Here is a 25,707-nt window from a genome sequence, read left to right as displayed (position 1 = left end):
GCATGCGTATCGGATACAAGCTGATGGCCGAGGGCTTCGGCCCCCAGGAGCTGATCCGTCAGGCGATCCGCGCCGAGCAGGCCGGTTTCGACTTCGTCGAGATGAGCGACCACTACCACCCGTGGCTGGAGGAGCAGGGCCATTCGCCGTTCGCCTGGAATGTGCTGAGCGCGATCGCGGCCCGCACCGACCGGCTCGGCCTGGCCACCGGCGTGACCTGTCCGACGGTGCGGTATCACCCGGCGATCATCGCGCAGGCGGCCGCGACGCTGGCGCTGATCTCGGACGGCCGGTTCACGCTGGGCATCGGCTCCGGGGAACGGCTCAACGAGCACGTGGTGGGCCGGGGTTTCCCCGGGGTCGCGGTCCGGCAGGAGATGCTGGCCGAGGCCCTCGACATCATCAACCTGCTCTGGCAGGGCGGCTACCGGTCGTATCAGGGCAGGCATCTGCAGCTGGAGGACGCCCGGGTGTTCGACCTGCCGGACGAGCTGCCGGTGATCGCGGTGGCGGCGGGCGGGAAGCAGGCCGCCGAGCTGGCCGCCACGCACGGCTCCGGCCTGTTCGCCACCGAACCCCGGGCCGACCTCGTCACGACATTTCAGGAAAAAGGCGGAACGGGGCCTAGGTACGCGGAGATCGCGACGGCCTGGGCGCCCACCGTGGACGCCGCGGTCGCCGAGGCGCACCGCACCTCCCGCTGGTCGGTCACCGGCTGGAAGGTGATGTCGGAGCTGCCGAACCCGGTCAACTTCGACGCCGCGTCCCAGACGGTGCGCCCCGAAGACGTACAGCGGCAATTCGTCTGCGGCCCGGACCCGCAGGCCTACCGGGACGCGGTGAAGACCTACAGCGAGGCCGGTTTCGATCATCTGGTGCTGATGAACGCCGGCCCCGACCCGGACGGGTTCCTGGACTTCTTCGAGAGTGAGCTCAGCGGCCGGTGGTGACCGGCAGGGCGGCGTATCCGCGCAGCACGAGACGGTCGCGGCGGACCGGCGCGCCGGCCGCCGCGAGCCCGGGCAGGCGGCTGAGCAGCAGCGGGAAGGCCACCTGCGCCTCCAGTCGGGCCAGCGGCGCGCCCAGACAGTAGTGTGCACCGCCGCCGAACGACACCGGCTGGATGTTCGGCCGGTCCGGGTCGAAGCGGTGCGGGTCGGGGTAGCGCTGCGGATCACGGTTCGCCGAGCCCAGCAGCATGGTCAGCATCGGGCCGGCGGGCACCCGCACCCCGTCGAGGTCGAGTGGCTCGGTCGGGAAGCGGGAGGTCAGCTGGACCGGCGAGTCGTACCGCAGGATCTCCTCGACGAAAGCGGGCGCGAGCCCCGCGTCGGACCGCAACCGATCAGCCTGATCGGGATGCTCGAGCAGGATCTTCAGCCCGGTGCCGAGCAGGTTGGTGGTGGTCTCGAAGCCGGCGACCAGCAGCAGAATCAGGTTGGCCAGCAGTTCCTCGCCGGTCAGGTCGGTCTCCGCGGCGGCGACCAGCGCGCTGGTCAGATCCTCGCGCGGGGTGTGCCGGCGGTCGGCGATCAGCCCGGTGAAGTACGCCTCGATCTCCCGGCCGGCCTTGTCGGCGCGGGCCATCTCCTCCGGTGTGCTGATCGGCTCCAGGACCACGGTCAGGTCGGCGGCCCGCTGCCGGAACCAGCGGCGCTCGCCGTCCGGGATGCCGAGCAGCGCGCAGATCACCGCGATCGGCAGCGGATAGGCGAAGGCGCCGATGAAGTCGGCCTCGGCCGGCATCTCGTCGATCAGGTCGCCGACCTGCCGGGTGATCACGTCGCGCAGGCCGGCGACGCGGCGCGCGGTGAAGGTGGCCGCGGCGGCCCGGCGCACCCGGGAGTGGTCCGGCGGATTGGTCTGCAGCATGGACAGCACCACCGAGGCGACGCCGCGGTTGTCCCGCCAGTCCGGCCAGTGCCGGTCGTAGTCGCTGCGGTCGGCCACCCGCAGCCCGGGATCCCGCAGCAGCCGGCTGACCAGCGCGTGCGAGGTCACGAACCATTGGTCGTCGCCGACCGGGAAGATCGGCGCGTGGGCGCGGATCACGTCGTACGCCGGGTAGGGATCTTCTCGCCCCTCGGCCTGGAACAGCGAGCCCACCGCGGTTTCGTAATCCATGCGCCCCATCATGCCCGGTTCCGCTCAGATCGACGGGGCGGCCGCCGATGCAGGAATCCCGGGAGGCCTGCCACCGCGGGCCCCGGCGGCGAGGGAGCGGGACATGGACGCAGAGCGTTGGTTCGGGGTCGGGCGCAGCCTGCTGGCCGACCCGGCCGAGGCCGGAAGCCAGGCCTGCCGCGAGGCGCTCGGCGGCCGGCGCGCCAGCCTGGTGATCGTCTTCGCCTCGCTGACCCACGCCACACCGGAGATGGCCGCCGCGGTGCACGCCGCGGCCGGCGGTGACGTGCTGATGATCGGCTGCTCGACGTCCGGGGAGTACACGTCGGACGGTGGCGGCGCCGGCGTGGTGGTCAACGCGCTCGGCGGCTACACCGCGGCGGTGCGCGCGGTGCCGCACGACAGCGTCGACCTGTACACCGCCGGCGAGACGGTGGCCTCGGCGCTCGACGACGTGGACGCCGAGCACCGGGTGCTGCTGATGCTCGGCGACGGGCGCAGCGGCGACCAGCAGGAGGTGGTCCGCGGTGCCTACGCGGTCAGCGGCGCCCAGGTGCCGCTGATCGGTGGCTGCGCGGGCGACAACGTGACGCAGACCGGCACGTTCGCGTTCTTCAGCGACGGCGGTCCGGTGCAGGTGCTGCCGAACGCGGTGCTCGGCGCGGCGCTCGGCGCGCCGTCGCCGTTCGGGATCGGGATGGCGCACGGCTGGCACCGGCTCGACGAGCCGATGGTGGTGACCCGCAGCGAGGGCGGCAAGATCTACGAGCTGGACGGGGAGCCGGCGCTCGACGTCTACCTGCGCCGCACCGGGGCGCCGGAGGGGCTGTCCGCCGACCCGTCGGCGTTCCTGCAGTTCGCCACGATCCGGCCGCTCGGGCTGGCCCGGCGCACCGGCGAGGACATCCGGATCATCTTCGCGTGCGACGCCGCGGAGCGCTCCATCTCCGGCCTGGCCGACACGCCCGAGGGCGCGATGGTCTGGTTCATGGCCGGCGAGACCGACGAGGTGGTCGGCGCGGCGGCGGCCGCGGGCCGCGCCGCGATGGAGTCGCTGTCCGGCGCGGCACCGCTCGGGGTCCTGGTCTTCGATTGCTGTGTACGTCCGATCGCGCTGGGCGAGGACAGCACCGAGCTGGCCACCGAGCGCCTGCGGGACGCCCTGAAGCCGGTGCCGTTCGGCGGGTTCTACTCCAACGGCGAGATCATCCGGCAGGCCGGGGCGAAGGGGATGCATCACCTGACCGTGGCCGCCCTCGCGCTGAGCTGATCGGGTCGCCATGACCACCTGGTCGATGCTGCAGATCAGCGAATACTTCACCGCCGTCACCCGGGCCGGCGACGAGGCCAGCGTCGCCCGGGTCGCGGTGCAGCGGGCCACCGAGGCCACCGACGCGGAACTGGGCGCGGTGGTCTGCGGCGACACCCTGACCGCGTCGGTCGGGCTGGGCCGCTCCCCCGACCCGGCGCTGTTCCTCGGGTTGCGCTCGGAGACCGCGGCCTTCCCGGGCGTCGGCGAGGCGTACGTGAGCATGCACGCGCTGGCCGGCGACAACACCGAACGGCTGGTGGTGGCCCGGACCGACGAGCCGTTCACCGCCGAGGAACGCCAGATGCTGCAGGGCATGGCGAAGGTGCTCGGGCTGGCCCTGCGCAGCCTGCGCACCCTCGCCGCCGAGCAGCAGCTGCGCCGGGAACGCGAGCGGGAGGCCGAGGACCGGCTGGTCCTGGTGCGGGCGCTGGAACGCCGGGAACGGCTGCTGGAGACGCTGCTGCGGATCCAGCGGGCGGCCGGCCAGGGCACCCCGCTGCACGAGCAGCTCGACACGATCACCGGGGAGGCCCGGCGGCTGCTACCGGACGCGGCGGTCGTCCTGGTGCTCTCCGACGCCGACGACCCGGCGTCGGCCGCCGGACCCTACGACCGGTCGTCGGTGCTGCTGCTCGCCGAGCGGACGATGGCCGCCGGCGAGCCGGTCGTCGACGGCGACCTGACCGGGGCGCCGGTCTACCGGGGTGACCGGCTCGCCGGCGCACTGGTGTTCGCCGGGCACGGCGGTGACGTGCGCGAGTCGGAGCGGCGTGACGTGCTGGCCGCCTTCAGCGAGCAGGCCAGCCTGGCCCTGACCGGCGCGCACACCGCGGCCGCGGTGCACGAGGCGCACCACGACCCGCTGACCCGGCTGCCGAATCGTGCGCTGTTCCTGCGCCGGCTGGAGAAGTCCCTGGCGGAGAACGCCTCGGCCGCCCTGCTCTACCTCGACCTGGACCTGTTCAAACAGGTCAACGACACGCTCGGGCACGCCGCCGGCGACGAGCTGCTGCGCGGGGTGGCGGACCGGCTGGTCGGCGCGGTTCGGGACACCGACATGGCGGCCCGCTTCGGCGGTGACGAGTTCGCGGTGCTGCTCGAACCGATCACCGGCGAGGCGCAGGCGTGGGAGATCGCGCAGCGGGTGGTCGACGCGATCGCGCGGCCGTTCGACATCGCCGGGCGGGCGGTGCTGACCCGGGCCAGCGTGGGGATCGCCTACACCGGGCCGGGGCGCAGCGCGGCGCACGTCCTGGAGGACGCGGACCTGGCGATGTACCGGGCGAAGAAGACGATGCCGGGCACCTGCCGGGCCTTCGACCCGCGGATGCGCTCGGAGGAGCTGCGCCCGGCCTGCTGAGTGGGTCAGGACGCGCGGCTGACCGCGGTGTCGGCGAGCCAGACGTCGGCCAGGTCACCCAGCGGGACGTCGAGGGCCCGGCTCAGGCAGACCACCGTGCCGAACGCGGGCGCCGGCAGCCGGCCCGCCTCGATCTTGCGCAGCGTCTCCGGTGAGATGCCGGCCGCCAGTGCCACCTCGACGAGGCCGCGACCGGCCCGGGCGGCCCGCAGCGCGGCCCCGAGACGCCGGCCCGCGGCGATCTGCTCGGGGGTCAGTGGTTGGCGCACCATGCCAGCAGGATAACCCCTGCCGGACGCGTGGTATAAAAATACCGTGATAGAACTCAAGTCCACCGGCGAGATCGCCCGGATGGCGGTGACCGGCCAGTTCGTCGGCGAGTTGCTCGCCGAGCTGAGCGGGACCGCCGCCGTCGGCGTCAACCTGATGGATCTCGAACACCACGCCCGCCGCCGGATCGAGCAGCGCGGCGCCGAGTCCTGCTACTGGGACTACGCCCCGTCGTTCGGCCGCGGCCCGTTCCGCAACGTGCTCTGCCTGTCGGTCAACGACGCGGTCCTGCACGGCCTACCGCACGACTACGTCCTGCGCGACGGCGACCTGCTCAGCATCGACATGGCGGTCGGCATCGACGGCTGGGTCGCCGACTCGGCGGTCTCGGTGATCGTCGGCGAGCCCGACCCCGACGACCTGGCACTGATCGAGTCCACCGAGGTCGCCCTGGAAGCCGGCATCGCCGCGGCCCAGCCCGGCGGTCGCCTCGGCGACATCTCCGCGGCGATCGGCGAGGTCGCCCACGCGTACGGCCTCGCGGTGAATCTGGAATTCGGCGGGCACGGGCTCGGCCGCACCATGCACGAGGCCCCGCACATCCCGAACAACGGCCGCGCCCGCCGCGGCATGCGCCTCGACCCGGGCCTGACCATCGCCATCGAGCCCTGGTTCTGCCGCGGCACCGACAAGATCAAGTTCGATGCGGACGGCTGGACCATCCGGTCTGCCGACGGCTCGCGCACCGCCCACTCGGAACACACCGTCGCCATCACCGAATCGGGACCACAGGTCCTGACCCGGCGCCCGGCCTGACTCCCGGCTCCCCTTCTCCGTACTCCCGGCTCTCCTCCTCCGTACTCCGGGCTCTCCTTCTCTGTACTCCCGGCTCTCCTCCTCCGCGCTCCAGGGTCCCCTTCTCCGTACTCCCGGCTCTCCTCCTCCGCGCTCCCGGGTCTCCTTCTCCGCGCGCCGGCGGGATCAGCGGGTCGCGCGGGTGCAGCGGGTGACGTAGGGCAGCACGATGTCGTCGTGGTCGGCGAGATCGGGGTGCGAGGCGAGGAGTTCGGTGACGTTGCCGAGCAGTTCGGCGCGTTCCGGCTCGGGCAGCACGATCACGTAGCTGCGGGAGGCGATCATGTCCAGCACCGCGTCCCGGGTCAGGGTGTGCCGCCAGGAGAACTCGGCGCGTTCGGCGGCGGCGAACGGGGCGGGCAGTTCCGGCGCGGTGTCGAGGTCCTGACGGCTGTGGTGGTGCAGCAGGTCGTCGAGCTCGGCGACCCACGGCTCGCGGCTGTCCCGGATGTTCCAGACCAGACCGAGGGTGCCGCCGGGGCGCAGCACCCGGGCGATCTCCGGGACCGCGAGTTCGGGGTCGACCCAGTGCCAGGCCTGGGCCATCAGCACCGCGTCGGCGGACGCGTCCGGTAGCGGGATCCGTTCGGCGGTGCCACCGTGCACGGTGGCGGCGGGCACCGCGTCGGCCAGCTGCTCGCGCATCCCGGCGGACGGCTCGACGGCGATCACCTCACGGCCGGGGGCGACCAGCAGCTCGGTGAACTTGCCGGTGCCGGCGCCCAGATCCACGACGGTGGCGGCGCCGGTCGGGAGCAGCCAGTCGACGGCCTCCCGCGGGTAGGGCGGCCGGCCGCGCCGGTACTCGCGGGCGGCGGCTCCGAACGACGTGGCGTGCTGCCGGCGTTGTCTGTCGTTGATCGATGCGCTCACGATGATCAACCCTACCTCCGGTAGATATAGATGATCGCAAGAGCATTTCGGTTCCCTCAGTGGCAGCCCGACCGACTGAGGAGCCTGGATGCCCACCGCCGTTCGTTCCCTGTTCGCCGCCGCCGTGACCGCCACCGCCGTGGTCGCCGTCGCCACCCCGGCCGCCGCGGCCCCCGCCGACAAGCTCAGCGTCCTGTCCGGCTTCACCCAGACCAGCGCGGGCAGTTACACCAGCTGGCTCGCCGCCCGCAACAACCAGGGCGCCTGGTCGGACTACGGGTTCGACTGGAGCACCGACTACTGCACGACCAGCCCGGACAACCCGCTCGGCTTCGACTTCAAGCTGTCCTGCGCGCGGCACGACTTCGGGTACCGCAACTACAAGGCGGTCGGCACGTTCGACGCCAACAAGGACCGTCTGGACTCGATGCTCTACGCCGACCTCAAGCGCAAGTGCGCCACCTATTCGACGCTGTCACAGGCGGCCTGCAACTCGGTGGCCTGGACGTATTACCAGGCGGTGCACAACTTCGGTTCGCTGGCGGCGGTCGATCAGGCCGACATCCGCTCCGCCGCGGCGCTCGAGAAGTCCTGATCCGGTGATCCGGGAGGTGGCCCGCCTGCGGCCACCTTCCGTCCGGTTCCCCTCAGCCGGTTCACCGCAGCCGATTCACCCCACCGGTTCACTTCAGCCGGTTCACCGCAGCCGATTCACCCCACCGGTTCACTTCAGCCGGTTCACCTCAGGTGGGAACCGGACGTCCGCTGGGCATGTCATACCGGTATGACGCGACTCCTCGCCCCCGTGCTCCTGCTGACCCTCGTCGCCGCCTGCGCCGCCGCCCCCGCCGGCGGCTCGACGCCGCAGGTCAGCGGCGCGCCCGACCGGGTCTTCCCGCTGGACTTCAGCCGCAGCGGCGGATTCGCCGGCCGCAGCGACCGCCTGCACATCGACGCCGACGGCCGGATGACGGTCACCCGGCAGGGTGCCGGCAGCAGCGGCCCGGTCGCCGTCGACCGGACCGTCCTCGACGCACTCCGGCAGGTCCTCGCCACCGCCGACCCGATCCCGTCCGCATCGTCCGGAATCTGCGCCGACGGCTACCGCTACCGGATCAGCACGCCGTCCTGGTCGGTGAGCACCGACGACTGCGCCGAGCACCACGAGAGCCTGGACCGGGCGCTCGAACTGCTGGTGCCGCTGCTGCGGCCCTGATCAGCGGTACAGGCGCAGGTCGGCCACGCTCCACCAACTGCCGCTGCCGCCGGTCGAGGTGATGCGCAGGTAGCGGGCCCGGGTCGGCCGCAGCGCCACCTCGGTCAGCTGACCGGTCCCGGCGCCGGCGGCCACCGTGGTCCAGGTGGCCCCGTCCCGGCTGACCGACAGCTGCCAGCCGCGGGCGTAATCGCCGAGGTTGTCCCCACTGTCGACGGCCACCCGGCGGAACACCCGGTCGGCGCCGAGATCGACCTGCAGATACTGCCCGGGCGCCTGGGCCGCCCCGCTGGACCACCGGGTCGACGCGTCGCCGTCGACGGCCAGCGGCGCGCCCTCGCCCGGCGGGACGGCGACCGCGGTCGCCCCGGTCAGCGGGATCTCGCCGGGGCGGGCGCCTACCGAGCGCGGCCAGACGAAAGTGGCCAGCGCCCCGCCGGGCAGCGTGTACTCGAAGGTGCGGGCGCCGACCGCGACCGCGAAACTGCGCGGCTCGTCGTTCTCGTTGTGCACCACCAACGCGGTGGAGCCGTCCGGATTGCGGAACGCGACGTCCATGATCTGGCCGTTCCAGCCGGTGGTGCCGAACGAGGTGCTGGCGATCCGCACCGCGCCGGGCCGGACGAACTTCGACAGGTGCCCGATGGTGAAGAACTCCGCGTCCCGGCGCACCGTCCCGTCCGGCAGCAGGGTCAGCAGCCCGGTGCAGGTGCCGCAGCCACCCAGGTGCGGGCCGCCGCCGCTGTCCAGCGCGATGTTCCAGTTGACCACCGACTTCGCCCAGTTCCGCGGCACCCCGATGGCCAGCGTGCGGGCGTGCCAGGTGAGGGTGCCGCGGAAGATCTGCTCGTCGGTGTCGCCGGCGCCGTGCGAACCGGAACACTCGGTGAACCAGATGCCCTTGTCCGGGTGCGCCTCGTGCAGGGCGGTCTGCGCACCCGGATCGCCGGAATAGCAGTGGTAGGCCGTTCCGGCCAGCCACTTCCCGGCCGGGGAGTCCAGCAGCCGGTACGGGTAGTCGGTCTCCGGGTCCTCGCCGGGCGGGGTGGACCCGACATCACCCGGGTGGGTCTGCCAGTTGTGGTCGTATCCCAGGATCCGGGTGCGCGGGCTGACCTGACGCAGCAGCGGGCCGAGCCGCTCGATCACCGCCGCCTCCTGGCGCACCGGCATGTCGGTGCCCGGATAGCCGCCGGGCAGCCGGTTCTGCGGCTCGTTCTGCACGGTCAGGTAGTCGACCGGGACACCCGCGGCGGCATAGGCCTGGACGAATCTCACCAGATACCGCGCGTACGCGTCGTAGATCCGCGGGTCGTCCCTGAGTCGCCCACCGATCAGCGAGCCGCCGGTCTTCATCCAGGCCGGCGGGCTCCACGGCGTGGCGAGCACGGTCAGCCGCGGATTCAGCCGGCGCGCCGCGCGCAGCAGCGGCAGGATCTGCGCCCGATCGTGCTCCACGCTGAAATGCCGCAACCCGAAATCGGTTTGCCCGGCCGGCACGTCGTCATAGGTGTAATGCGCGGCCGCGGCGGTGAAGTCGGACGAGCCGATCGGCTGCCGCAGGAAGCTGACCCCGATCCCCTTTTCAGGATCGAACAATTGTTGTACGGCGTCGGCACGGTCCGCCGCGCTCAGCCGGTAGAGCACGCTCGCCGCGGCATCGGTGAGCGCCGCCCCGAAGCCGTCCATCCGCTGGAAGGTCCGCTCCGGGTTCACCGTGATCGTGGTCAGTGCGCTGCTCCCCCGGCGGAAGCCGACCGGTGACCGCTCGTGCAGCAACTCCGAGCGGTCCACCGTGGTGACCCACACCCGCGCCCGGGGTTCCCCGCCACCGGGCCGCCCCACGGCCGCCACCGCCGGGCCCGGAATGAGCAGGATCGCTGGAACAAGTGCCGCCACACCGCGCCGCATCATGCGCCCAGAATTGTTTCCGCTTTACACCCGCGTCAATACATTCCGGTTCCGGAACCGTCATGGCATCGACATGGTCGAGGGCCGTACTCGATCAGTCTGGCCCCTATTCGGCGCGGGCCAGATGGGCGGAGAGCCAGTCGAAAGCCGGGCCCTCCATCTGCTGCCAGGCCGCATGGCTGTGGCCGCCGTGCGGCACCACCGCGGTGACCACGGTGACCGGCGCCTTCGCGGCCTGCACCACCTCCCGGGAGCCGCTGCGCGCCAGGTGGTCGTCGGCGGCCCAGCCGATCCACATCGCCACCCGCGGCCGGGGCAGGTGTTCCAGGCGCCACGCGACGTTGTTCGTGGTCGCCTCGCTGTGGTCGCCCACCTTGATCCCCGGATCGGCGAAACCGGACAGGCTGGCCGCCGCCGCGTACCGGTCCGGGTGCCGCAGCAGCAGGTTCATCGCGCAGAAGCCGCCCGCCGAATACCCGGTCAGGCCCCACGCCGCCCGGTCCGCCCGGACCCGCAGGTGCGCCATCGTCCACTCGGGCACGTCACGGGTCAGATAGGTCTCCGTCTGCGGGCCGCCGACCAGGTTGGTGCACTCGGTGTCCAACAGCCGCCGCGGCGTCAGATAGGGCAGCAGCACCACGGCCGGCGCCATCCGACCCGACGCGATCTCCTGATCCAGATGCCGCACGATGTCGAGCCGGCGTACCCAGGTCGACGGCGTGCCGGGAAACCCGTGCAGCGCCTCGATCACCGGGAACCGGCGCCGCGGATCCGCCCGGTAGGCGGCCGGGAAATACACGGTCATGGTCATGTCGAGGCCGCTGGCCGGGCCCCGCACCGGATAGCTGACCAGCCGTTCGCCGATGTGCATCTCCGGACTCGGCAGACCGGCGAGGGTGCCCCAGGTCGGATAGGTCTCGGTCATCCGGTTGAGCTGCAGCCCGGCCGACCCGGTCACCAGCACGAGCACCAGAGCGGCCAGCCCGATCCGGGTGAGCAGCCGGGCCCGCCTCCAGAGCAGGCCCAGCGACACCGTCGCGAGCAGGGTGAAGGCCACGGTGACCAGGACCGTGGCGGGCGCGTCGATCCTCACGGCCGCACCTCGTGCGCCAGCCGCGGCGGCGGCAGGTACAGCGGCGCCGCCAGCGGCTCCGGAAGGTCACGCACGGCCGCGTCCAGATCGGCCGGATCCGGGTCGTGCAGGGTGATCACGTCGGTTCCGGCACGGGCGTCGCGGCGCAGGCTGCTGGGCAGGCTCGCCAGCGCGCTGCCGGAGGTCGCGCGGGTCGGCACCAGGATGACGGTCAGCACCCGGTCCGCCCGGCTGGCCCACTGTTGCACCCGCGGTACGCCGGCGGCCCCGCACAGCACCACGACGACCGGGAACAGGCGGTCGGGGGCCCGGGTGTACTCCGGGGAGGCCACCAGGACCGGCGCGGCGGCCAGGTGCCAGCCGGCCGCCTCGGGCGGTGACCAGGCGATCGGGCCGCCGGCGGCCAGCCGCGCGTCGAGCCGGCCGGCGCCGGTGCTGGCCGCCACCGCCACCGGCGGGACGTGGCCGGCGAGCGCCTGCCAGGTCGGATAGAAGTTCTGGCTGCGGTTGGCGATCAGGCCCGCACCGGCCACCACCAGCACCTCGGCCAGGATCAGGCCGGTGATCCGGACCGCCGCCGAGCGCCACCAGCGCGCGGTGGCGGCGGCGACGACGATCAGCAGGAGGGCGGTGAGCAGCAGCAGCGGCAGGCCGGTCAGTCTCACGAGCCGTCCCCGGCGGGGCCGCCGGGGACAGGTCCGGGTGCGGGCCCGGGTGGGGTGGCCGCTCCCCCCGCGGGGTCGGCGGGCGGTGTGGCCGATCCGTCGACCGAGCCCTCAGCGACCTGCACCTTCTGCGTCGCCGAGCCCTCAGCGACCTGCACCTTCTGCGTCGCCGAGCCCTCAGCGACCTGCGCCTTCTGCGTCGCCGAGCCCTCGGCGACCTGGGCCGGCGGTGTGGCGGGGCAGGCTGCGATCGAGGAGGGGCCGCCGGTGGGGAGGAACGACTCGGCACGCAGGGCGGCGATCGCGATCCGGGGCAGGTCGCGGGCCGAGGGGAAGCAGAGGAAGCGGGGCTGCCAGTCCGGCTGATACTTGGCGTTGGCCCGGTACAGCGACTCGATCTGCCACAGCCGCGACGCCGCCCTGAGCACCCGGCTCCACAGCCGGATCACCGGCCCGGCGCCCAGCTCCTCGGCCCGGGCGAACACCGAGCGCAGCACCGCGAAATTCAGCGAGATGCGGGCCACCCCGAACCCGGGCGCCGCCTCGATCGCCGAGACGATCATCAGTTCGGTCAGCCCGTTCGGCGCCGTCCGGTCACCGCGCATCAGGTCCAGCGACAGCCCCCGCCGTCCCCACGGCACCAGCTGCAGCAGCCCGCGCAGCGTGCCCTCCTCGTCGCGGCAGAGGACCAGCACGCAGTCGCCGTCGCCCGGATCGCCGAGCCGGGACAGGGCCATCGAGAAGCCGCGCTCCACCTTGCCGTCGCGCAGCGCGTTGGCGCACGCCACCGCCTCGGCCAGCGTCTCCGCCGGCAGATCGCGCTGGCGCAGCACGGCGCAGGTGTAGCCGGCCCGGCGGATCCGGGCGACCGCCTGCCGCACCCCCCGCATCGGCCGCCCGTCCAGCGAGAACCCGGCCACGTCGACGATCGCCTCGTCACCCAGCTCGATGACGTCGAGCCCGGTCTTCTGATACGCCCGGCCACCGGCGGTGCCGCAGGCCAGCACGGCCGGGGTCCAGCCGTGCCGGGCGCAGTCGGCCAGCCACTGCCCGATCGCCTGCGGCCACTCCGACGGCAGCCCGAGCGGGTCACCGGAGGCCAGGCTCACCCCGTTGACCACCCGGTAGGCCACCGCGGCCCGGCCGGACGGCGCCCAGACCAGCTGCTTGTCGCTGCGCAGCGCGAAATAGCCGAGCGAGTCGCCGTCGCCGTGCCGGTCGAGCACGGCGCGCAGCCGCGCCGGGTCGTCACCGGGCGACGCGGCCGCCCCGGTGCTGGGCCGCAGCAGCAGGAGCGCGGCCGAGGCGAACGCCAGCAGCCCGAACGCCCCGGTGGTCACCGTCACCGTGAGATCGGCCAGCGGCGAGACGAAGTGGACCGGGCCGGTGATCCCGACCAGTCCGAGCAGCGCGTGGGCCGCCCAGCTGAGCACGCCGGGGCGGCCGGTGAGGTGATCGACGCGTACGGCGATCTCGGCGAAACCGAGGGCGAAGCCCGCGGAGAGGAACGTGGCACAGGCGCGCGCCGCCCGCCACCGATTGCGCGGATCGCCCTCGGCGGTGAACTCGTGGCGGCGCGACAGCAGCAGTGCCACGATCCCGCCGGCCACCGCCATCGGGATCAGCCCGCCCTTGACCAGGTGCAGGCCGATCGCGATCAGCGACAGGGTGAGCGCGACCTGCCAGGCCCGGCGCTTGCCGCGGCGCAGCCCGGAACCGAGATAGACCAGCAGCACGCCGACCACCCCGGAGGCCACCCGCGCGGTGAGCAGCCCGGTCGTCGGGATCATGCCGGCCAGCAGCGCCACCTGGTGGTGCCGTGGGGGCAGCACCGAGGACACCGCGCTGACCGCGCCGACGAACTGCACGACCCGTGCCACCACACGACGCGACGACGGCGGGCGCACCCACCGCTGCGGCAGCGGCCGCACCTCAGCCGTCCGTTCCATCACCATCGTCATCCATGCCTCCCCCGAGCCGTGCACATCGCAGCATGCCGTGCCTGTGCAACAGCTGTGCATCTGCCGGATGGTGAGGAGGCGGCATCACCCCTACGACTTTTGGCCGAGACTGCCCGGGCGCAGCAGCGGCGGGTGCAGCAGCGGCGCGTGGCCGCGGCGGAACAGCTGGGCCGGGCGACCGCGCTCGCGGGTCACGCTGTGGCCGGTCGGCTCGATGAAATCCTCCGCGGTGGTCACCTTGCGATGGAAGTTGCGTGGGTCGAACTGCACCTGCCAGACCGACTCGTAAACCACCCGCAGATCGGCCACGGTGAACTCGGGCGGGCAGAACGCCGTGGCGAGCGGTGTGTACTCCAGCTTGGCACGGGCCCGCTCGACGCCGTCGGCCAGGATCCGGTCGTGGTCGAAGGCGAGGTCGCCGGCCTCGTCGACCGGCCGCCAGGCGGCCCCGGCGGCGTCGCTGCCGGCGACCGGGGCCGGCAGGTCGGGGAGCATCGCGAGATAGGCCACCGTCACCACCCGCCCGCGCGGGTCGCGGCCGGGCCGCCCATAGGTCCCGAGCTGCTCCAGGTGACCGGCGACCGCGTCGACCCCGGTCTCCTCGCGCAGCTCGCGGCGGGCGGCGTCGTCGAGGTCCTCGTCGTCGAGGACGAACCCGCCGGGCAGCGCCCAGCCGCCCCGGAAGGGCTCGATACCGCGGCGGACCAGCAGCACCTGCAGCCGCTGCTGCCGGATGGTGAGCAGGACCAGGTCGACCGTGACCGCCATCGCATTAAGGGTCATGTTGACGATAATAGCTCGCAGGCTTTATCGTCATCGTGACGAAAACGAGGAAGGACCCCCCGATGGCCGACATCAAGCGCCGCCTGCACCTGCGCCACCTGCGCTCCGCCCCGACCAGCTGGGTCAGCTACACCGTGCGGGGCCGGGCCAAGCGCGCCGGCACCGGGCTCGCCTTCTGGTATCGGCCGCTCACCGCGGTCCTCTCCGAGGTGCCGGTCGACGACCGCGAGCTGCCCCTGCTGTTCCACGCCCGCACCGAGGACTTCGCCGACGTGACCGTGCAGGCCACGGTGACCTACCGGTTCAGCGACCCGGCCGCCGCAGCGTCCCGGCTCGACTTCTCCATCGACCCCTACCGGGGACAGTGGCACGGTCAGCCCCTCGACCAGGTCGCCACACTGCTCGCCGAGCTGGCCCAGCAGCCCGCGCTCGACCTGATCGCCCGGCTGCCGCTCGCCGAGACGCTGACCACCGGCATCGCCCCGGTCCGCCAGGGCGTCGCCGACGCGCTGGCCACCGACCCGCGGCTGGCCGAGACCGGGGTGACCGTGGTCAGCGCCCGGGTGGTGGCGATCCGTCCCGAGCCCGACCTGGAGCGCGCGCTGCAGACCCCCACCCGGGAAAAGGTGCAGCAGGACGCCGACCGGGCCACCTACGCCCGGCGGGCGCACGCCGTCCAGCAGGAACGCTCCATCGCGGAGAACGAGCTGCAGAGCAAGATCGAGCTCGCCCGGCAGGAGCAGCACCTGGTCGAGCAGCACGGCGCCAACGCCCGCCGTGGCGCCGAGCTGGACGCCGAGTCGCAGCTGGTGGCAGCCCAGGGCGAGGCCGAGCGGGCGCGGCTCGCGGCGAGCGCCGAGGCCGACGCCGAGCGGCTGCGCGACGAGGCCCGGGCGGCCGGCGCCCGGGTCGTCGGCCTCGCCGAGGCGGAGGCCGAGGCGGCCCGCCTCGCGGCCTACCGGGACCTGCCGCCCGAGGTGCTGCAGGCGCTGGCCCTGCGCGAGCTGGCCCAGCACCTCCCGGCGATCGGCGAGCTCACCGTCACCCCGGACATGCTCACCAGGCTCCTCGGCCGCATCGGCTCCTGACCACCCTCAGCGGGCTGATCAAATGGACCACCGCGCAGGCAACCCCGGCACGCTGATCAGCCTGCGCGGGCGGCCTGCCGCCTGAGCAGTCCCGGCGCGCCGGCCGGACTGCTCGGGCCCGATCCGCGGCCGGCGGCCGGCTCGCCGCGGGCCCATGGTGACGAGCGGTATTGGAGGATCTTCTGGTGAGCACCTTGACCCCCCGCGTGGTGATCGTGTCGCGGCGCAGCGAGCTCGATGAGCTGCTCGCCCGGCACGGCACCCGCGGCGCCGCGGCCTACTTCCTGAAACAGCGCGGCCGAGACCTCGACGAGGTGTCCACCCGGCACGAGGCGCTGCGGGAGGCACTGACCCAGGTCGGGGCCGCCATCCCGGCCGACTGGCGGCGCGGCCACGTCGAGCGCGCCGACCTGCCGCGCTTCCTGTTCGCCCCGGAGGACGTGGTCATCGCCGTCGGGCAGGACGGTCTGGTCGCCAACGTCGCGAAATATCTCGACGGCCAGCCGGTGATCGGCGTCGACCCGGAGCCCGGCCGCAACCCCGGTGTCCTGGTCCGCCACCCCGCGACGGCGGTCGGCCGGCTGCTCCGCGGCAGCCTGCCCCGCCAGCAGCGCACCATGGTGGTCGCCCGGCTCGACGACGGACAGGAGCTGGCCGGCCTCAACGAGATCTACATCGGTCACGCCGGCCATCAGTCCGCCCGATACGTGATCACCACCCCGGACGGCACCCGCGAGCGCCAGTCCTCCTCCGGCCTGATCGTCGGCACCGGCACCGGCGCCACCGGCTGGTGCGCCTCGATCGCCCGCGACCGCGCCACCGCCCCTCCCCTGCCAGCCCCGGCCGACCCGGCCCTGTGCTGGTTCGTCCGCGAGGCGTGGCCCTCCCCGGTCACCGGCGTCAGTTGCGTCTCCGGCCTTCTCACCACCGGTCAGGAGCTGGAGCTGACCAGCGAAAGCGAACGCCTGGTCGTCTTCGCCGACGGCCTGGAGTCCGACGCCCTGGAGCTCTCCTGGGGCCAGCGCGTCCGAGTCAGCCTCGCCCCGCGCCACCTCTCGCTGGTCTGACAAACCATCGTGCCCACGGCCAACGCCCCGCACCCCGCGGCTCCCTGGCCCGACAGAGCGCCCCGCCCACGCCCCACGCCTCACCGACCTCCGCTGCCTGACCCGCCAAACCAGCGCGCCCACGGCCAACGCCCACACGACCTACCTGACACCACCGCTCCCACGCCCAACGCCCACACGACCCACCGATCCCTGACCCGACACACCACCGCGATCACGCCTAACGCTCATCAGCCCCACCCCTCCCTCACCCGCCAAACCACCGCGCCCCTCCGAACGCGCCGCCACCCCACCCCACCCCACCCGATAGACCACCATGTGCACGCCCAGAGCCCCACCCACCGGGCGATTCCCGCCCCTGCTGCGCAGGGGCGGCTTGGCCTCGTCGACGCCACGAGGGCTCCGGCCTACTTACGCCCTTGCCTCTTCACCCTTGCCGCTCCATCGCGGCTTCCGGAGACCAACGCCGTCGCCTTGAAGCCGGCCGATTCCACCGGCCCGCGGGCACTGACGGCCTCCTCTCTCGATCCCCGGGGCGCGGACGGAAAGCTCGGCGTTTGACCAGCTCGGCCACCGAAGTCCGTAAGTGATCAGCGCTCGAGTAGCGGGCTGGGATCGCTCCCATTACGCTCTCCGCCATGGCGTTCCTGCTCGATCTCTGCAACATCCTCGGCGGCCTGCTGCTGGCGATCCCCCTGTTGCGCCGCCTGCCGAACGTGGGCGACAACTTGGAGCGCTTCACCGACCGGGTCGCCCGCTGGGCCTGGCTGATCGGCATCGTGGCGCTGATCGCGGCGGGCTACTTCCTGATCGTGCACCTCTTCGAGGGGCACATCTGGCACTTCGAGGTGGTCGGAATCGCCGTGGGGCTGCTACTGACCTGGGAAAAGTTCACCGGGCGCCGAATTCTGGAGGCTCCGGGACCGGCCGAACCCGCAGGCCGGGCACTGGTCATCGCGATCTTCGGCGTGATCGCCATCATCGTCGGCATCGAAGGCCTCTTCACCCCCAACTAAAACGCGTCTGCCGGCGCCGCTCGGCCCGCTCGGCTCGCAGGGCCCACTCCGCTCGCACGGCCGACTCGGCCTACACGGCCCGCACGGCCCACTCGGCCTGCACGGCCCACTCGGCCTGCACGGCCCACTCGGCCTGCACGGCCCACTCGGCCGCTCGGCGAGCCTCATAGAACACCAGTCGGCAAACCGCACCGGAGCGCAAGCCGGCTGCCAACGCAAGGCGCACCGGGCGGCGCAGCCCGGGACGGGCCCGGGCACGGCGCGGGCCGGACTGCACCGCTCGGCGCCGCTGGGATGGGACGGAGTCGACTGGCGCGACATACTCGGCCGGCGGGGCGAAGCCGGCAAGCGGGATAAAGCCGGCAAGCGGACACCTGGCTGGCGGAACGAAGCCGGCCGGCGTGACCAAGCCGGCAAGCGGGTCACACCCGGCTGGCGGGTCACACCCGGCTGGCGGGTCACACTCGGCGGGCGGGACGAAGGCGGCAGGCGGGGACGGAGCCGGCCGGCGGATGGTAGTCGGCCGGCGGGACGGCGGGTGGTGGTCGGGTCGGGCTGCAAGGGGTGCGGATTCTTGCAACCTTTTCGGTCCTGATCGGGACCGGAGGTCGAACCCGGCGGCTTTCACAGTCTTCGGGTGACGACACGACAGCGAACTCTCCGGAAGTCCGCCGCCGCGGCGATCATCGCGCTGACGGCCGCCGGTTCGGCGATCGGCATGCCGGCACCGGCTCAGGCCGCGGTGCCGAAGGTGGCGGCCAGCTGGTCGAGCCTGATGTACCGCAGCCTCACCCACGACACGCAGCTTGCGGCGATGCGCACCTCGCTGGCCGGCCAGCAGGCCGCGGTCCGCACCTGGAACGCCGAGGCAGCGGCCGCGAACCGGGCGGACCGGACGGCACTGGCCACGGTGGCGACCGCCACCACCGCGGACACCAGGGCCCGCGCCGATCTCAGCGCCGCCCGCACCGCCCTGACCGGCGCCCAGCAGAACCTGGTGACCGCCAGGCAGACCCTGACCACCGCGAAGCAGACCCTGGCCGCCGCCGGCATCACCGTGACCGCCGCGAAGCGCGGCCTCACCACCGCCGACCGGAACCTGACCGCCGCCCGGCAGCGCCTGGTCGCCGCCAAGCGGAATCTGACCACCGCCAAGCAGAACCTGGCTTCCGCCAAGCAGAACCTGACCCTCGCCAAGCGGAACCTGGCCGCGGCCGACCGGCGGAATCCGCGCAACGCCGTCGCGGTGAAGCGGGCGACCACCGCGGTCACCCGGGCGGCCACCGCGCTGAACCACGCGACCGCCACCGTTCCGCGGGCGACCACCGCGGTCACCTCGGCGACCACCGCGGTCGCCCAGGCCGGCACCGCGGTCACCCAGGCCGGCGCCGGTGTCACCCAGGCCACGGCCGGGGCGGACCGGGCCATCACCCGCGTCACCCGCGCCACCACCGGGGTCATCCGTGCGACCACCGCGGTCACCGCGGCCACCAAGACGGTCGGCGTTCGCAAGGCGCAGACCCAGACGACCGCCGCCGACCTGGCCGCCGCCGCCAAGGCCGAGCGTGCCGCTCGCGCCCGGATCGCCGAGGCCACCGCCGGCGCGGCGACCGGGGCGACCGCTGTCACCCGCACCCAGCAGGCGATCACCGCGCTGCCCACCGCCGCGTCGCTGGCCGGTCAGGCCGCCGCCCTCAGTAGGGACGTGGTCACCCAGGTCCGGGCCAACTTCAAGATCGAGGACACCACCCAGGTGTACGGCGTGACCGTGCACCGCAGTGTCGCCTTCGCCTTCCAGCACATGATCGACGCGGCGAAGGCGGACGGCGTCCAGCTTTCCGGGGGCGGTTTCCGCACCACCCAGCGCCAGATCGAGCTGCGCACCATCAACGGCTGCCCCGACGTCTGGACGGCGCCGTCGTCGTCGTGCCGGGTGCCGACCGCGATCCCGGGGCGCTCCCTGCACGAGCTGGGCCTGGCCGTCGACATCACGTCGGGAGGCAGGACCATCTCGTCGAAGACGGCCGCGTTCAAGTGGCTGACGGCACACGCCAAGACGTACGGCTTCGTCAACTTCCCGGTCGAGGCCTGGCACTGGTCCATTTCCGGCAACTGACCCGGCACCGATCAGCCGCGGGGCGCTCTCGACAGTCCGAGGGCGTCCCGCGGCTGCTTTCGTGCCCCACCCGCCGCATGCTGTCGCCGGTGAGGCAGCGCCCGGAAGCAGGCCGTCGCACCGCCCGGGCCGGACCGGTGCGACGGGCCAGACGCCGTGCCCTCCGCACCGGGGGCCGACTCAGCGATCGGGTGCCATGAATACCGATGACCCGCTCAGCGGTCAGGCCTCCACGTTTCCCACACGGGGCCGGCCCGGCGGTCAGGCGTCCGCGGCTCCCGCACGGGGCCGGCCCTGCGGTCAGGGGGTCTACCGATCGCGCGGGATCGGCTCGGCGGTCAAGGGTCCACCGACCGCGCGGAATCGGCTCGGCGGTCAAGGGTCCACCGACCGCGCGGAATCGGCTCGGCGGTCAAGGGTCCACCGACCGCGCGAGATCGGCTCGGCGGTCAGACGTCCCTCCCCGCGCCGAGGCGGCTGGGCGGTCAGGCGCCGATGCGGCGAAGGTAGTGGCGGACCGGGAAGCCGGTGCGGTAGCCCTCGGACTCGTACAGCGCCTGGGCCGTGCTGTTCGATTCGTCGGTGGACAGTTCGATGCGGACGACGCCGTTCTGTTCGGCGAGGTCGGCGGCGGTGCGCAGCAGGGTGCGGCCGACGCCTCTGCCGCGGAACGCCGGGTCGACGAACAGGTCGTTGAGCACCCAGATCGGCGCCCGGCGGACCGAGCTGAATGACGGGTAGAGCTGCGTGAAACCGGCCGCCTGGGCACCGATCCGGGCGAGCAGGACGGTGGATTCGCCGCGGGTCATGCGGTCGCTGAGGAATTGACGCGCCTCGGCCCGGTCCGCGGGCGCCTCGTAGAAATCGAGATAGCCCAGGAACAGCGTGGTCACGGTGTCCAGGTCGACTGGGCCGGCCTGCGCCACGCGTACGTCCGGATGCATGGGATCTGCCTTTCCGCGAGCGTCGTCGACGCGCATGGAAACGAAAGCTAGCACGCCTACGCGACCCCATTGTGCGGGCCGCCGCGAATGGTGCGCCGCGGGAACGGCCCCTCGGGCCGCGTGCAAAGGAACCGACCCGGACGGCAGCTCGACGCGAAACGGAACAGGCCCGGACGGCGCAAGGACCGACGCGAAACAGGACCGGTACGGACGACAGGGACCAGCCCGAAACGGAGCCGGCCCGGACGATCGGAGCAGGAACCCAGAGCCGGCCCGGACGACCGGAGCGGAGGAACCCGGAGCCGGCGCGGACGGAAGGGACGGCGCGGACGGAAGGGACGGCGCGGCGGAACGCCGGCGGGGCGAGGCGGGCGGTGGCACGGCGTACACCGCAATCGGGATCTTGATCTTGGCGGAGCGGACGAGGGCGGACGGCCGTCCCGGAGGAGGCCGGGCCGCAAACGGACGACGGCTCGCGACCGAAAAGATGATCTTGACAGGCCGTCGGGATCGTTACGGTTTGCCGACGATCGGACCAGTGTGTCGCCGTGCGGCGGCCCGCGACAGAGCCGCCGAAATCCCCGCCCGTGATCGGAGTCTGATGTTTCCGCGCAGCACCCCCGCCCCGTCCCTCCTGCGCGGCGCGACCGGGCGACGACTCGGCCGGCGTGACGCGCTGCGGCTCGGCGGGCTGTCCGCGCTCGGCGCTGCGCTGGCCGCGTGCGGGGTGCCGGGCCGAGGCACGCCCGCGGCCGTTGTGGACGCCGACGCCCTGGCCACATTCTGGCAGGGTAAAGCGAAGAACGGCAGACTCGATTTCGCGAATTGGCCGCTCTACATGGACCCGAAGCACCCCGAGCTGACCCGTTTCACCGCGGAGACCGGCATCAAGGTGAACTATCAGGAGGTCATCCAGGAGATGGGCCCCTGGTTCGCCAAGGTGCAGCCGCAGCTCTCGGCGAAACAGTCGATCGGTTACGACCTGATGGTGATCACCAACGGCATCCAGTTCGGCCAGTTCCGGGCGGCCGGTTTCCTGGCGCCGTTGGACCATTCCCGGCTGCCGAACTTCACCGCGAACGCCGGCCCGAAATACGCCACCGAGACGTTCGACCCGGGCAATGTCTTCAGTGTGCCGTGGGCCTCCGGGATCACCGGCATCGCGTACGACCCGAAGAAGACCGGCCGGGAGATCACCAGCTTGGCCGATCTGTGGGATCCGAAGTTCAAGGGCAAGGTCGGCATGATGTCCGACAGCACCGAACTGGCCAATTTCGGCCTGCTCGCCGCCGGTGTCAAGCCGGGCGAGTCGAACGAGGCGGATTGGAGGAAGGCGGCGGCGAAACTCAAGCAGCAGCGCGACGCCGGCATCGTCCGGAAGTATTACGAGCAGGATTACGTCGACGCGCTCGGCAAAGGCGAGGTGTGGCTGACCCAGGCCTGGTCCGGCGACGTCTTCCAGAAGAACCTGTCCGACGGCACGAACCTCAAGTTCGTGATCCCGCAGGAGGGCGGCACGATCTGGACGGACAATTTCGCCATTCCGGTGACCGCCGCCAACCCGGTCGACGCCCTCATGATGATTAACTTCTTTTACCGGGTGGAGAACGCGGCGTCGCTGGCGGAATACATCAACTACGCCTGCCCGGTGCCGGCGGCGCAGGCGCAGATCCTCAAGGACGCGGCCAAGCTGTCCGGAACCGATCGCAGCGACATGGAGCTGGTCGCGAAGAGCGACCTGGTCTTCCCGAGCGAGACCGACTACGCGAAGCTGCACTATTACGTGAACTTCGGCACCGCCGAGGAGCAGCAGCGATTCTCCTCGATCTTCGAGCCGATCGTGCTGGGCTGACCCCGCCGGTCACCGCGGCGCATACATGATCACGGTGACGCCGATCAGGCAGATGACGGCGCCGGCCAGATCCCAGCGGTCCGGCCGGAAGCCGTCGACCAGCACACCCCAGGCGAGCGAGCCGGCCACGAAGACGCCGCCGTACGCGGCGAGAATCCGGCCGAAGCCGGCGTCGGGCTGCAGGGTCGCGACGAAACCGTACGCCCCGAGCGCGAGCACCCCGGCCACCACCCACCACGGGCCGCGGTGCTCCCGCCGGCCCTGCCAGATCAGCCACGCCCCGCCGATCTCGGTGAGAGCCGCGAGCAGGAACAACAGCAGCGAGCGAACGACGATCATGCTGGCAAAGTACCGGAAGTGCCGCTTTGCACACCGATCAGAAACAACGACGACAACCGATTGACGCGTACGGCGTGCGGACCAGACTGAGCGACCCGTCCCCCTCTGGAGGCCCGGATGTCGCCCACCCTGACCGCCCTGATCACCGCCGCGGTAGCCACCATGGGCATGACCGTTCCCGATCGTGAGGCCGTGCTGGCGTCCTACACCCAGCCGGACGCGTCCAGTTTCGCGGCCTGGAACACCGCCCGGCAGGCGCCCGACGAATACCATTTCGACTGGGGCACCGACTACTGTTCGGCCAGCCCCGACCGGCCACTCGGATTCGACTTCCGCCTCCCCTGCTGGCGACACGACTTCGGCTATCGCAACTACAAGAAGGCCGGCGAATTGAGCGCCAACAAGAATCGTCTGGATGCCGCTTTCCATGCCGACCTCCGACGCACCTGCGCCACATACCGCCGGCCGGTCCGGCCGGCCTGCTACACGCTGGCGTGGGTGTATTACCAGGGTGCCGCGATCTTCGGCTCGCTGACCCGGATCGACCCGGCGAAGGTGGTGGGTGAACCGGCCGACGACTCCCGGCGTTCCCTCGCATGAAGGGGACCCGCGGGGAGGGCAGCCATGGAGCACCACGACCACACCGTCGCGCTGAACGTCCACACAGAACGCGGCGAGCCCGATCTTCGAGCTGCCGGGCGACCCGCGTCCGGAATTCGCCGGGGCGAAGACGGCCAGTGACTCCCTGACCCTGTGGAGCGGCCGGGCCGCCCGAGAGTTCAAGACCAGACACCTGGACCGTCCCGCTGACCACGGTCGCGGCGATCGCCACCATCGCGGCGTTTCCGGTCGGCACGGCCGCGCTGCCGCTGGCCTTCGTGGACGCGAGCGACGCTCCGCCCCGGTCACGGGAGGCACCTCACCCGATGGCCGGATCACGATCACCGTTCAGGGCATGTCCACGTGGCGGATCACCATCGCCGAAGGCACATTGCGTACCCTCGATGAGGCGTCGTTCTGCCATGCGGCCGGCATCGCCGCCGGCCGGATGATCGAGGATCAGGCCATGCGGATCCTCCAACTCAAAGCCCAGGTGTACGGAGAGCCGAAGTGAAACAGTTTCTGGTATCACTCGCGCTGGTGGTGGCGAGTGTCGTGCTCGGGCTTATGGTGCCGACCGTCGCCCGGCACAGCCAGGCCGATTTCGACGATGCGCAGCGGGTCGGCACCGGGACCGTGTACCTGTGTACCGAATACGGACCTCTGACGTTCGCCGGATTCGGCTACACGAGCAAGTGCCGGGTGGACGTGGTCTGGCGGGACGGCAGCAAGGAGATGGTGAACCCGAACCGGTACGGTTTCGCCGACGCGTCCGAGCTGGGCCGGACGATCACCATCGGGGATCTGGGCAACGGCAAGTACGCCCGCCCCGACCGCCCGTTCCGCCCGCTGATCGTGGTCACCGCCTGGCTGATCGCCCTGGTCGCGGTCGCCGCCCTGCTCCTCGGTCTGGCCGGCCTGCGCCGGGCGCTCCGGGAACGGGTCTCGTTCCGCTGACGTCGACGGCCCAGATCCGGGCGGCCTGCGCCGTCCGGGCAGGGATCCTGCTCGGGGCGCGGCGGGCCCCCGACCCCGTTCAGGCTTCCTCCCCCGGCACGGACATCGGATGCCGCTGCTCGTCGCGCGCCGCGATCCCCTCGACGGCCCGCCGATACTGCGCCGCGCTGATCTCCGCCCGCACGAGCTGCGCCACCAGTACCCCTTCGAGACTGCCGGGCTCGGGCCGGGGCGGCGCGACGGCCGCAACCTTCTTCTCCTTGGCCGGCCACACCGCCCAGACCCCGGTGGCGAGCGCGGCCAGCCACAACATCACCACGATGATCATCGCCACCTCCTCGGGCCTCAATGTCATCCTGAACCCACAACCCCACCCCTGTACATATCTGCGCGCGGCGTCCTGCGCACGTCCAGGCCGCTTTTTCCGCACGGTCCGATGGCGGCGTACGGGGTGATCACCGCGTACGCCGCAATGATCGGCACCCGGAGGGGCCTGTCGGTCCGGTGCCGGGACAGTGATGGGGTGCGATCACCGTCGGCGCGGGGCGACGCCGGGGCCGACGCCGACCGCAGAGACAGAGCGGCCGCCCGGCTGGTGCCGAGCGGCCGCTCCCCCGTTCTGTCTTGTCAGGTCGGGCAGTTGTCGTCACACTCGCCCAGCGGAATCAGCAGGTCGGCGCTGTCCCGCTCGGGCGGCCAGAAGCCCTCGAAGCTCACCGCGATCCAGTCCCCGGCCGGCGGCCGCTCGAACTCGAACCGGTACGTCCCGTGGTAGGCGACGTCCCTGGTCACCGCCGGCTCCCCCGGCGGGACAGGGTTCCAGTACTGAACGGACAGGAGATACTGCCCGAAATCTCGGCCCGGGAAAGCAATCGTGCTGCTGCGACGCGGAACGCTGAACCATCGATCCAGTACGATGCTGGACGGATCCGGCAGATCGAGCGAAGGAATGCCATCCTCAAGTCGCACCTCACCCAGCCGGTCGGTGGGCAGGTCAGCCTGGAACGGCTTGTCGTCCAGAGTGAGGCCGGTGTGCCACGGCTCGGCACCACGGTCCGGCGGCGGCGACGCCACCTGCACCCGCCGGAACAACGCCGGCGGCGGAGTGGTCGTCGAGATGCCGGCCGCGGCATACGGATAGTCGAGAGGAGCGGCGAGGGCAAACCGAAGCGCATGAGCGCACGCGCCGACCAGTTCGAAGGCAGCGTCGCTTACTGCAATAGGCATGTCCCGGTTACCCCCTGGCCAACACAACGCACTGAGCGATGACTATGCAACGTACCGATAAGATCCGGAAGGCGGATA

26 protein-coding genes are annotated in these 25,707 nt (G+C 72.1%); 14 read left to right on the top strand and 12 right to left on the bottom strand.

The window, feature by feature from the left end; genetic code table 11:
* Positions 1–2: 2 nt before the first annotated feature.
* Positions 3–950: a TIGR03557 family F420-dependent LLM class oxidoreductase gene (locus ACSP50_RS14895; RefSeq protein WP_014689568.1), complete on the top strand. Its 948-nt coding sequence runs from the start codon at positions 3–5 to the stop codon at positions 948–950.
* Here the strand turns inward: ACSP50_RS14895 and ACSP50_RS14890 are convergent.
* Complete coding sequence (locus ACSP50_RS14890) at positions 934–2,124, bottom strand: cytochrome P450 (protein WP_043511320.1); 1,191 nt, start codon at positions 2,122–2,124, stop codon at positions 934–936. The genes ACSP50_RS14895 and ACSP50_RS14890 overlap by 17 nt on opposite strands.
* 103 nt (positions 2,125–2,227) lie before the next feature.
* On the opposite strand from ACSP50_RS14890, the gene ACSP50_RS14885 reads away from it, so the two are divergent.
* Both ACSP50_RS14885 and ACSP50_RS14880 read left to right on the top strand, forming a co-directional pair.
* Positions 2,228–3,394, top strand: a complete 1,167-nt coding sequence (locus tag ACSP50_RS14885; protein WP_014689570.1) for an FIST signal transduction protein — start codon at positions 2,228–2,230, stop codon at positions 3,392–3,394.
* Between the two features lie 10 nt (positions 3,395–3,404).
* Positions 3,405–4,796, top strand: a complete 1,392-nt coding sequence (locus tag ACSP50_RS14880) for a GGDEF domain-containing protein (protein WP_014689571.1) — start codon at positions 3,405–3,407, stop codon at positions 4,794–4,796.
* Positions 4,797–4,801: 5 nt separating this feature from the next.
* Here ACSP50_RS14880 and ACSP50_RS14875 read toward each other — a convergent pair whose 3' ends face one another.
* A complete protein-coding gene (locus ACSP50_RS14875) occupies positions 4,802–5,068 on the bottom strand; it encodes a helix-turn-helix domain-containing protein (RefSeq protein ID WP_014689572.1) in 267 nt (88 codons plus the stop codon).
* A gap of 43 nt (positions 5,069–5,111) precedes the next feature.
* On the opposite strand from ACSP50_RS14875, the gene map reads away from it, so the two are divergent.
* Positions 5,112–5,882: a type I methionyl aminopeptidase gene (map, locus tag ACSP50_RS14870; RefSeq protein WP_014689573.1), complete on the top strand. Its 771-nt coding sequence runs from the start codon at positions 5,112–5,114 to the stop codon at positions 5,880–5,882.
* A gap of 165 nt (positions 5,883–6,047) precedes the next feature.
* Here map and ACSP50_RS14865 read toward each other — a convergent pair whose 3' ends face one another.
* The gene (locus tag ACSP50_RS14865) at positions 6,048–6,794 is read right to left on the bottom strand and encodes a class I SAM-dependent methyltransferase (protein WP_231956936.1); all 747 of its coding nucleotides are present in this window, start codon (positions 6,792–6,794) and stop codon (positions 6,048–6,050) included.
* Positions 6,795–6,882: 88 nt separating this feature from the next.
* On the opposite strand from ACSP50_RS14865, the gene ACSP50_RS14860 reads away from it, so the two are divergent.
* On the top strand, positions 6,883–7,389 hold the full coding sequence (locus tag ACSP50_RS14860) for a phospholipase (RefSeq protein WP_014689575.1): 507 nt from the start codon (positions 6,883–6,885) through the stop codon (positions 7,387–7,389).
* A gap of 189 nt (positions 7,390–7,578) precedes the next feature.
* Positions 7,579–8,010: a hypothetical protein gene (locus ACSP50_RS14855; protein WP_014689576.1), complete on the top strand. Its 432-nt coding sequence runs from the start codon at positions 7,579–7,581 to the stop codon at positions 8,008–8,010.
* Here ACSP50_RS14855 and ACSP50_RS14850 read toward each other — a convergent pair whose 3' ends face one another.
* From ACSP50_RS14850 to ACSP50_RS14830, 5 genes are all read right to left on the bottom strand, one after another.
* Entirely contained in the window at positions 8,011–9,909 is a 1,899-nt protein-coding gene (locus tag ACSP50_RS14850; RefSeq protein ID WP_231956935.1) for a discoidin domain-containing protein, read from the bottom strand.
* A 118-nt stretch (positions 9,910–10,027) separates the two neighbouring features.
* Positions 10,028–11,014: an alpha/beta hydrolase family protein gene (locus tag ACSP50_RS14845; protein WP_014689578.1), complete on the bottom strand. Its 987-nt coding sequence runs from the start codon at positions 11,012–11,014 to the stop codon at positions 10,028–10,030.
* Positions 11,011–11,679, bottom strand: a complete 669-nt coding sequence (locus ACSP50_RS14840) for a hypothetical protein (protein ID WP_080127827.1) — start codon at positions 11,677–11,679, stop codon at positions 11,011–11,013. The genes ACSP50_RS14845 and ACSP50_RS14840 overlap by 4 nt, the downstream gene beginning before the upstream one ends.
* A complete protein-coding gene (locus tag ACSP50_RS14835; RefSeq protein ID WP_231956934.1) occupies positions 11,676–13,640 on the bottom strand; it encodes a phosphatidylglycerol lysyltransferase domain-containing protein in 1,965 nt (654 codons plus the stop codon). The genes ACSP50_RS14840 and ACSP50_RS14835 overlap by 4 nt, the downstream gene beginning before the upstream one ends.
* 90 nt (positions 13,641–13,730) lie before the next feature.
* Positions 13,731–14,423, bottom strand: coding sequence for an NUDIX domain-containing protein (locus ACSP50_RS14830; RefSeq protein ID WP_014689580.1), 693 nt, complete (start codon positions 14,421–14,423; stop codon positions 13,731–13,733).
* A gap of 62 nt (positions 14,424–14,485) precedes the next feature.
* Here ACSP50_RS14830 and ACSP50_RS14825 point away from each other — a divergent pair, with 62 nt between their 5' ends.
* The 4 genes from ACSP50_RS14825 (at position 14,486) to ACSP50_RS14810 (ending at position 19,710) form a co-directional block, all read left to right on the top strand.
* Entirely contained in the window at positions 14,486–15,511 is a 1,026-nt protein-coding gene (locus ACSP50_RS14825) for an SPFH domain-containing protein (RefSeq protein WP_014689581.1), read from the top strand.
* Positions 15,512–15,696: 185 nt separating this feature from the next.
* Positions 15,697–16,578, top strand: a complete 882-nt coding sequence (locus tag ACSP50_RS14820) for an inorganic polyphosphate/ATP-NAD kinase (protein ID WP_014689582.1) — start codon at positions 15,697–15,699, stop codon at positions 16,576–16,578.
* 638 nt (positions 16,579–17,216) lie between these two features.
* On the top strand, positions 17,217–17,594 hold the full coding sequence (locus tag ACSP50_RS14815) for a hypothetical protein (protein ID WP_014689583.1): 378 nt from the start codon (positions 17,217–17,219) through the stop codon (positions 17,592–17,594).
* A gap of 637 nt (positions 17,595–18,231) precedes the next feature.
* Positions 18,232–19,710, top strand: coding sequence for a D-alanyl-D-alanine carboxypeptidase family protein (locus ACSP50_RS14810; RefSeq protein WP_052311565.1), 1,479 nt, complete (start codon positions 18,232–18,234; stop codon positions 19,708–19,710).
* A gap of 485 nt (positions 19,711–20,195) precedes the next feature.
* On the opposite strand, the gene ACSP50_RS14805 is transcribed toward ACSP50_RS14810, so the two are convergent.
* On the bottom strand, positions 20,196–20,654 hold the full coding sequence (locus tag ACSP50_RS14805) for a GNAT family N-acetyltransferase (RefSeq protein ID WP_014689585.1): 459 nt from the start codon (positions 20,652–20,654) through the stop codon (positions 20,196–20,198).
* Positions 20,655–21,255: 601 nt separating this feature from the next.
* Here ACSP50_RS14805 and ACSP50_RS14800 point away from each other — a divergent pair.
* The gene (locus tag ACSP50_RS14800; RefSeq protein ID WP_014689586.1) at positions 21,256–22,506 is read left to right on the top strand and encodes a spermidine/putrescine ABC transporter substrate-binding protein; all 1,251 of its coding nucleotides are present in this window, start codon (positions 21,256–21,258) and stop codon (positions 22,504–22,506) included.
* A 9-nt stretch (positions 22,507–22,515) separates the two neighbouring features.
* On the opposite strand, the gene ACSP50_RS14795 is transcribed toward ACSP50_RS14800, so the two are convergent.
* A complete protein-coding gene (locus tag ACSP50_RS14795; protein ID WP_014689587.1) occupies positions 22,516–22,845 on the bottom strand; it encodes a YnfA family protein in 330 nt (109 codons plus the stop codon).
* A 117-nt stretch (positions 22,846–22,962) separates the two neighbouring features.
* Between ACSP50_RS14795 and ACSP50_RS14790 the strand changes: the two genes are divergently transcribed.
* The 3 genes from ACSP50_RS14790 (at position 22,963) to ACSP50_RS14785 (ending at position 24,402) form a co-directional block, all read left to right on the top strand.
* Positions 22,963–23,445, top strand: a complete 483-nt coding sequence (locus ACSP50_RS14790; protein ID WP_014689588.1) for a phospholipase — start codon at positions 22,963–22,965, stop codon at positions 23,443–23,445.
* A gap of 355 nt (positions 23,446–23,800) precedes the next feature.
* Positions 23,801–23,959 (top strand): hypothetical protein, encoded by a 159-nt coding sequence (locus ACSP50_RS41865; protein ID WP_014689589.1) that lies wholly within the window; start codon positions 23,801–23,803, stop codon positions 23,957–23,959.
* The gene (locus tag ACSP50_RS14785; protein ID WP_014689590.1) at positions 23,956–24,402 is read left to right on the top strand and encodes a DUF6346 domain-containing protein; all 447 of its coding nucleotides are present in this window, start codon (positions 23,956–23,958) and stop codon (positions 24,400–24,402) included. Before ACSP50_RS41865 ends, ACSP50_RS14785 begins: the two co-directional genes overlap by 4 nt.
* 79 nt (positions 24,403–24,481) lie before the next feature.
* On the opposite strand, the gene ACSP50_RS14780 is transcribed toward ACSP50_RS14785, so the two are convergent.
* Together ACSP50_RS14780 and ACSP50_RS14775 are read right to left on the bottom strand one after the other, a co-directional pair.
* A complete protein-coding gene (locus ACSP50_RS14780; protein ID WP_014689591.1) occupies positions 24,482–24,730 on the bottom strand; it encodes a hypothetical protein in 249 nt (82 codons plus the stop codon).
* A gap of 299 nt (positions 24,731–25,029) precedes the next feature.
* A complete protein-coding gene (locus ACSP50_RS14775) occupies positions 25,030–25,629 on the bottom strand; it encodes a hypothetical protein (RefSeq protein ID WP_014689593.1) in 600 nt (199 codons plus the stop codon).
* Between the last annotated feature and the right edge of the window lie 78 nt (positions 25,630–25,707).

It is taken from the genome of Actinoplanes sp. SE50/110 (assembly GCF_900119315.1).
Taxonomy (GTDB): domain Bacteria; phylum Actinomycetota; class Actinomycetes; order Mycobacteriales; family Micromonosporaceae; genus Actinoplanes.
Note: the sequence above shows the minus strand (reverse complement) of the source record. Positions and strands in the feature narration are given on the sequence as shown.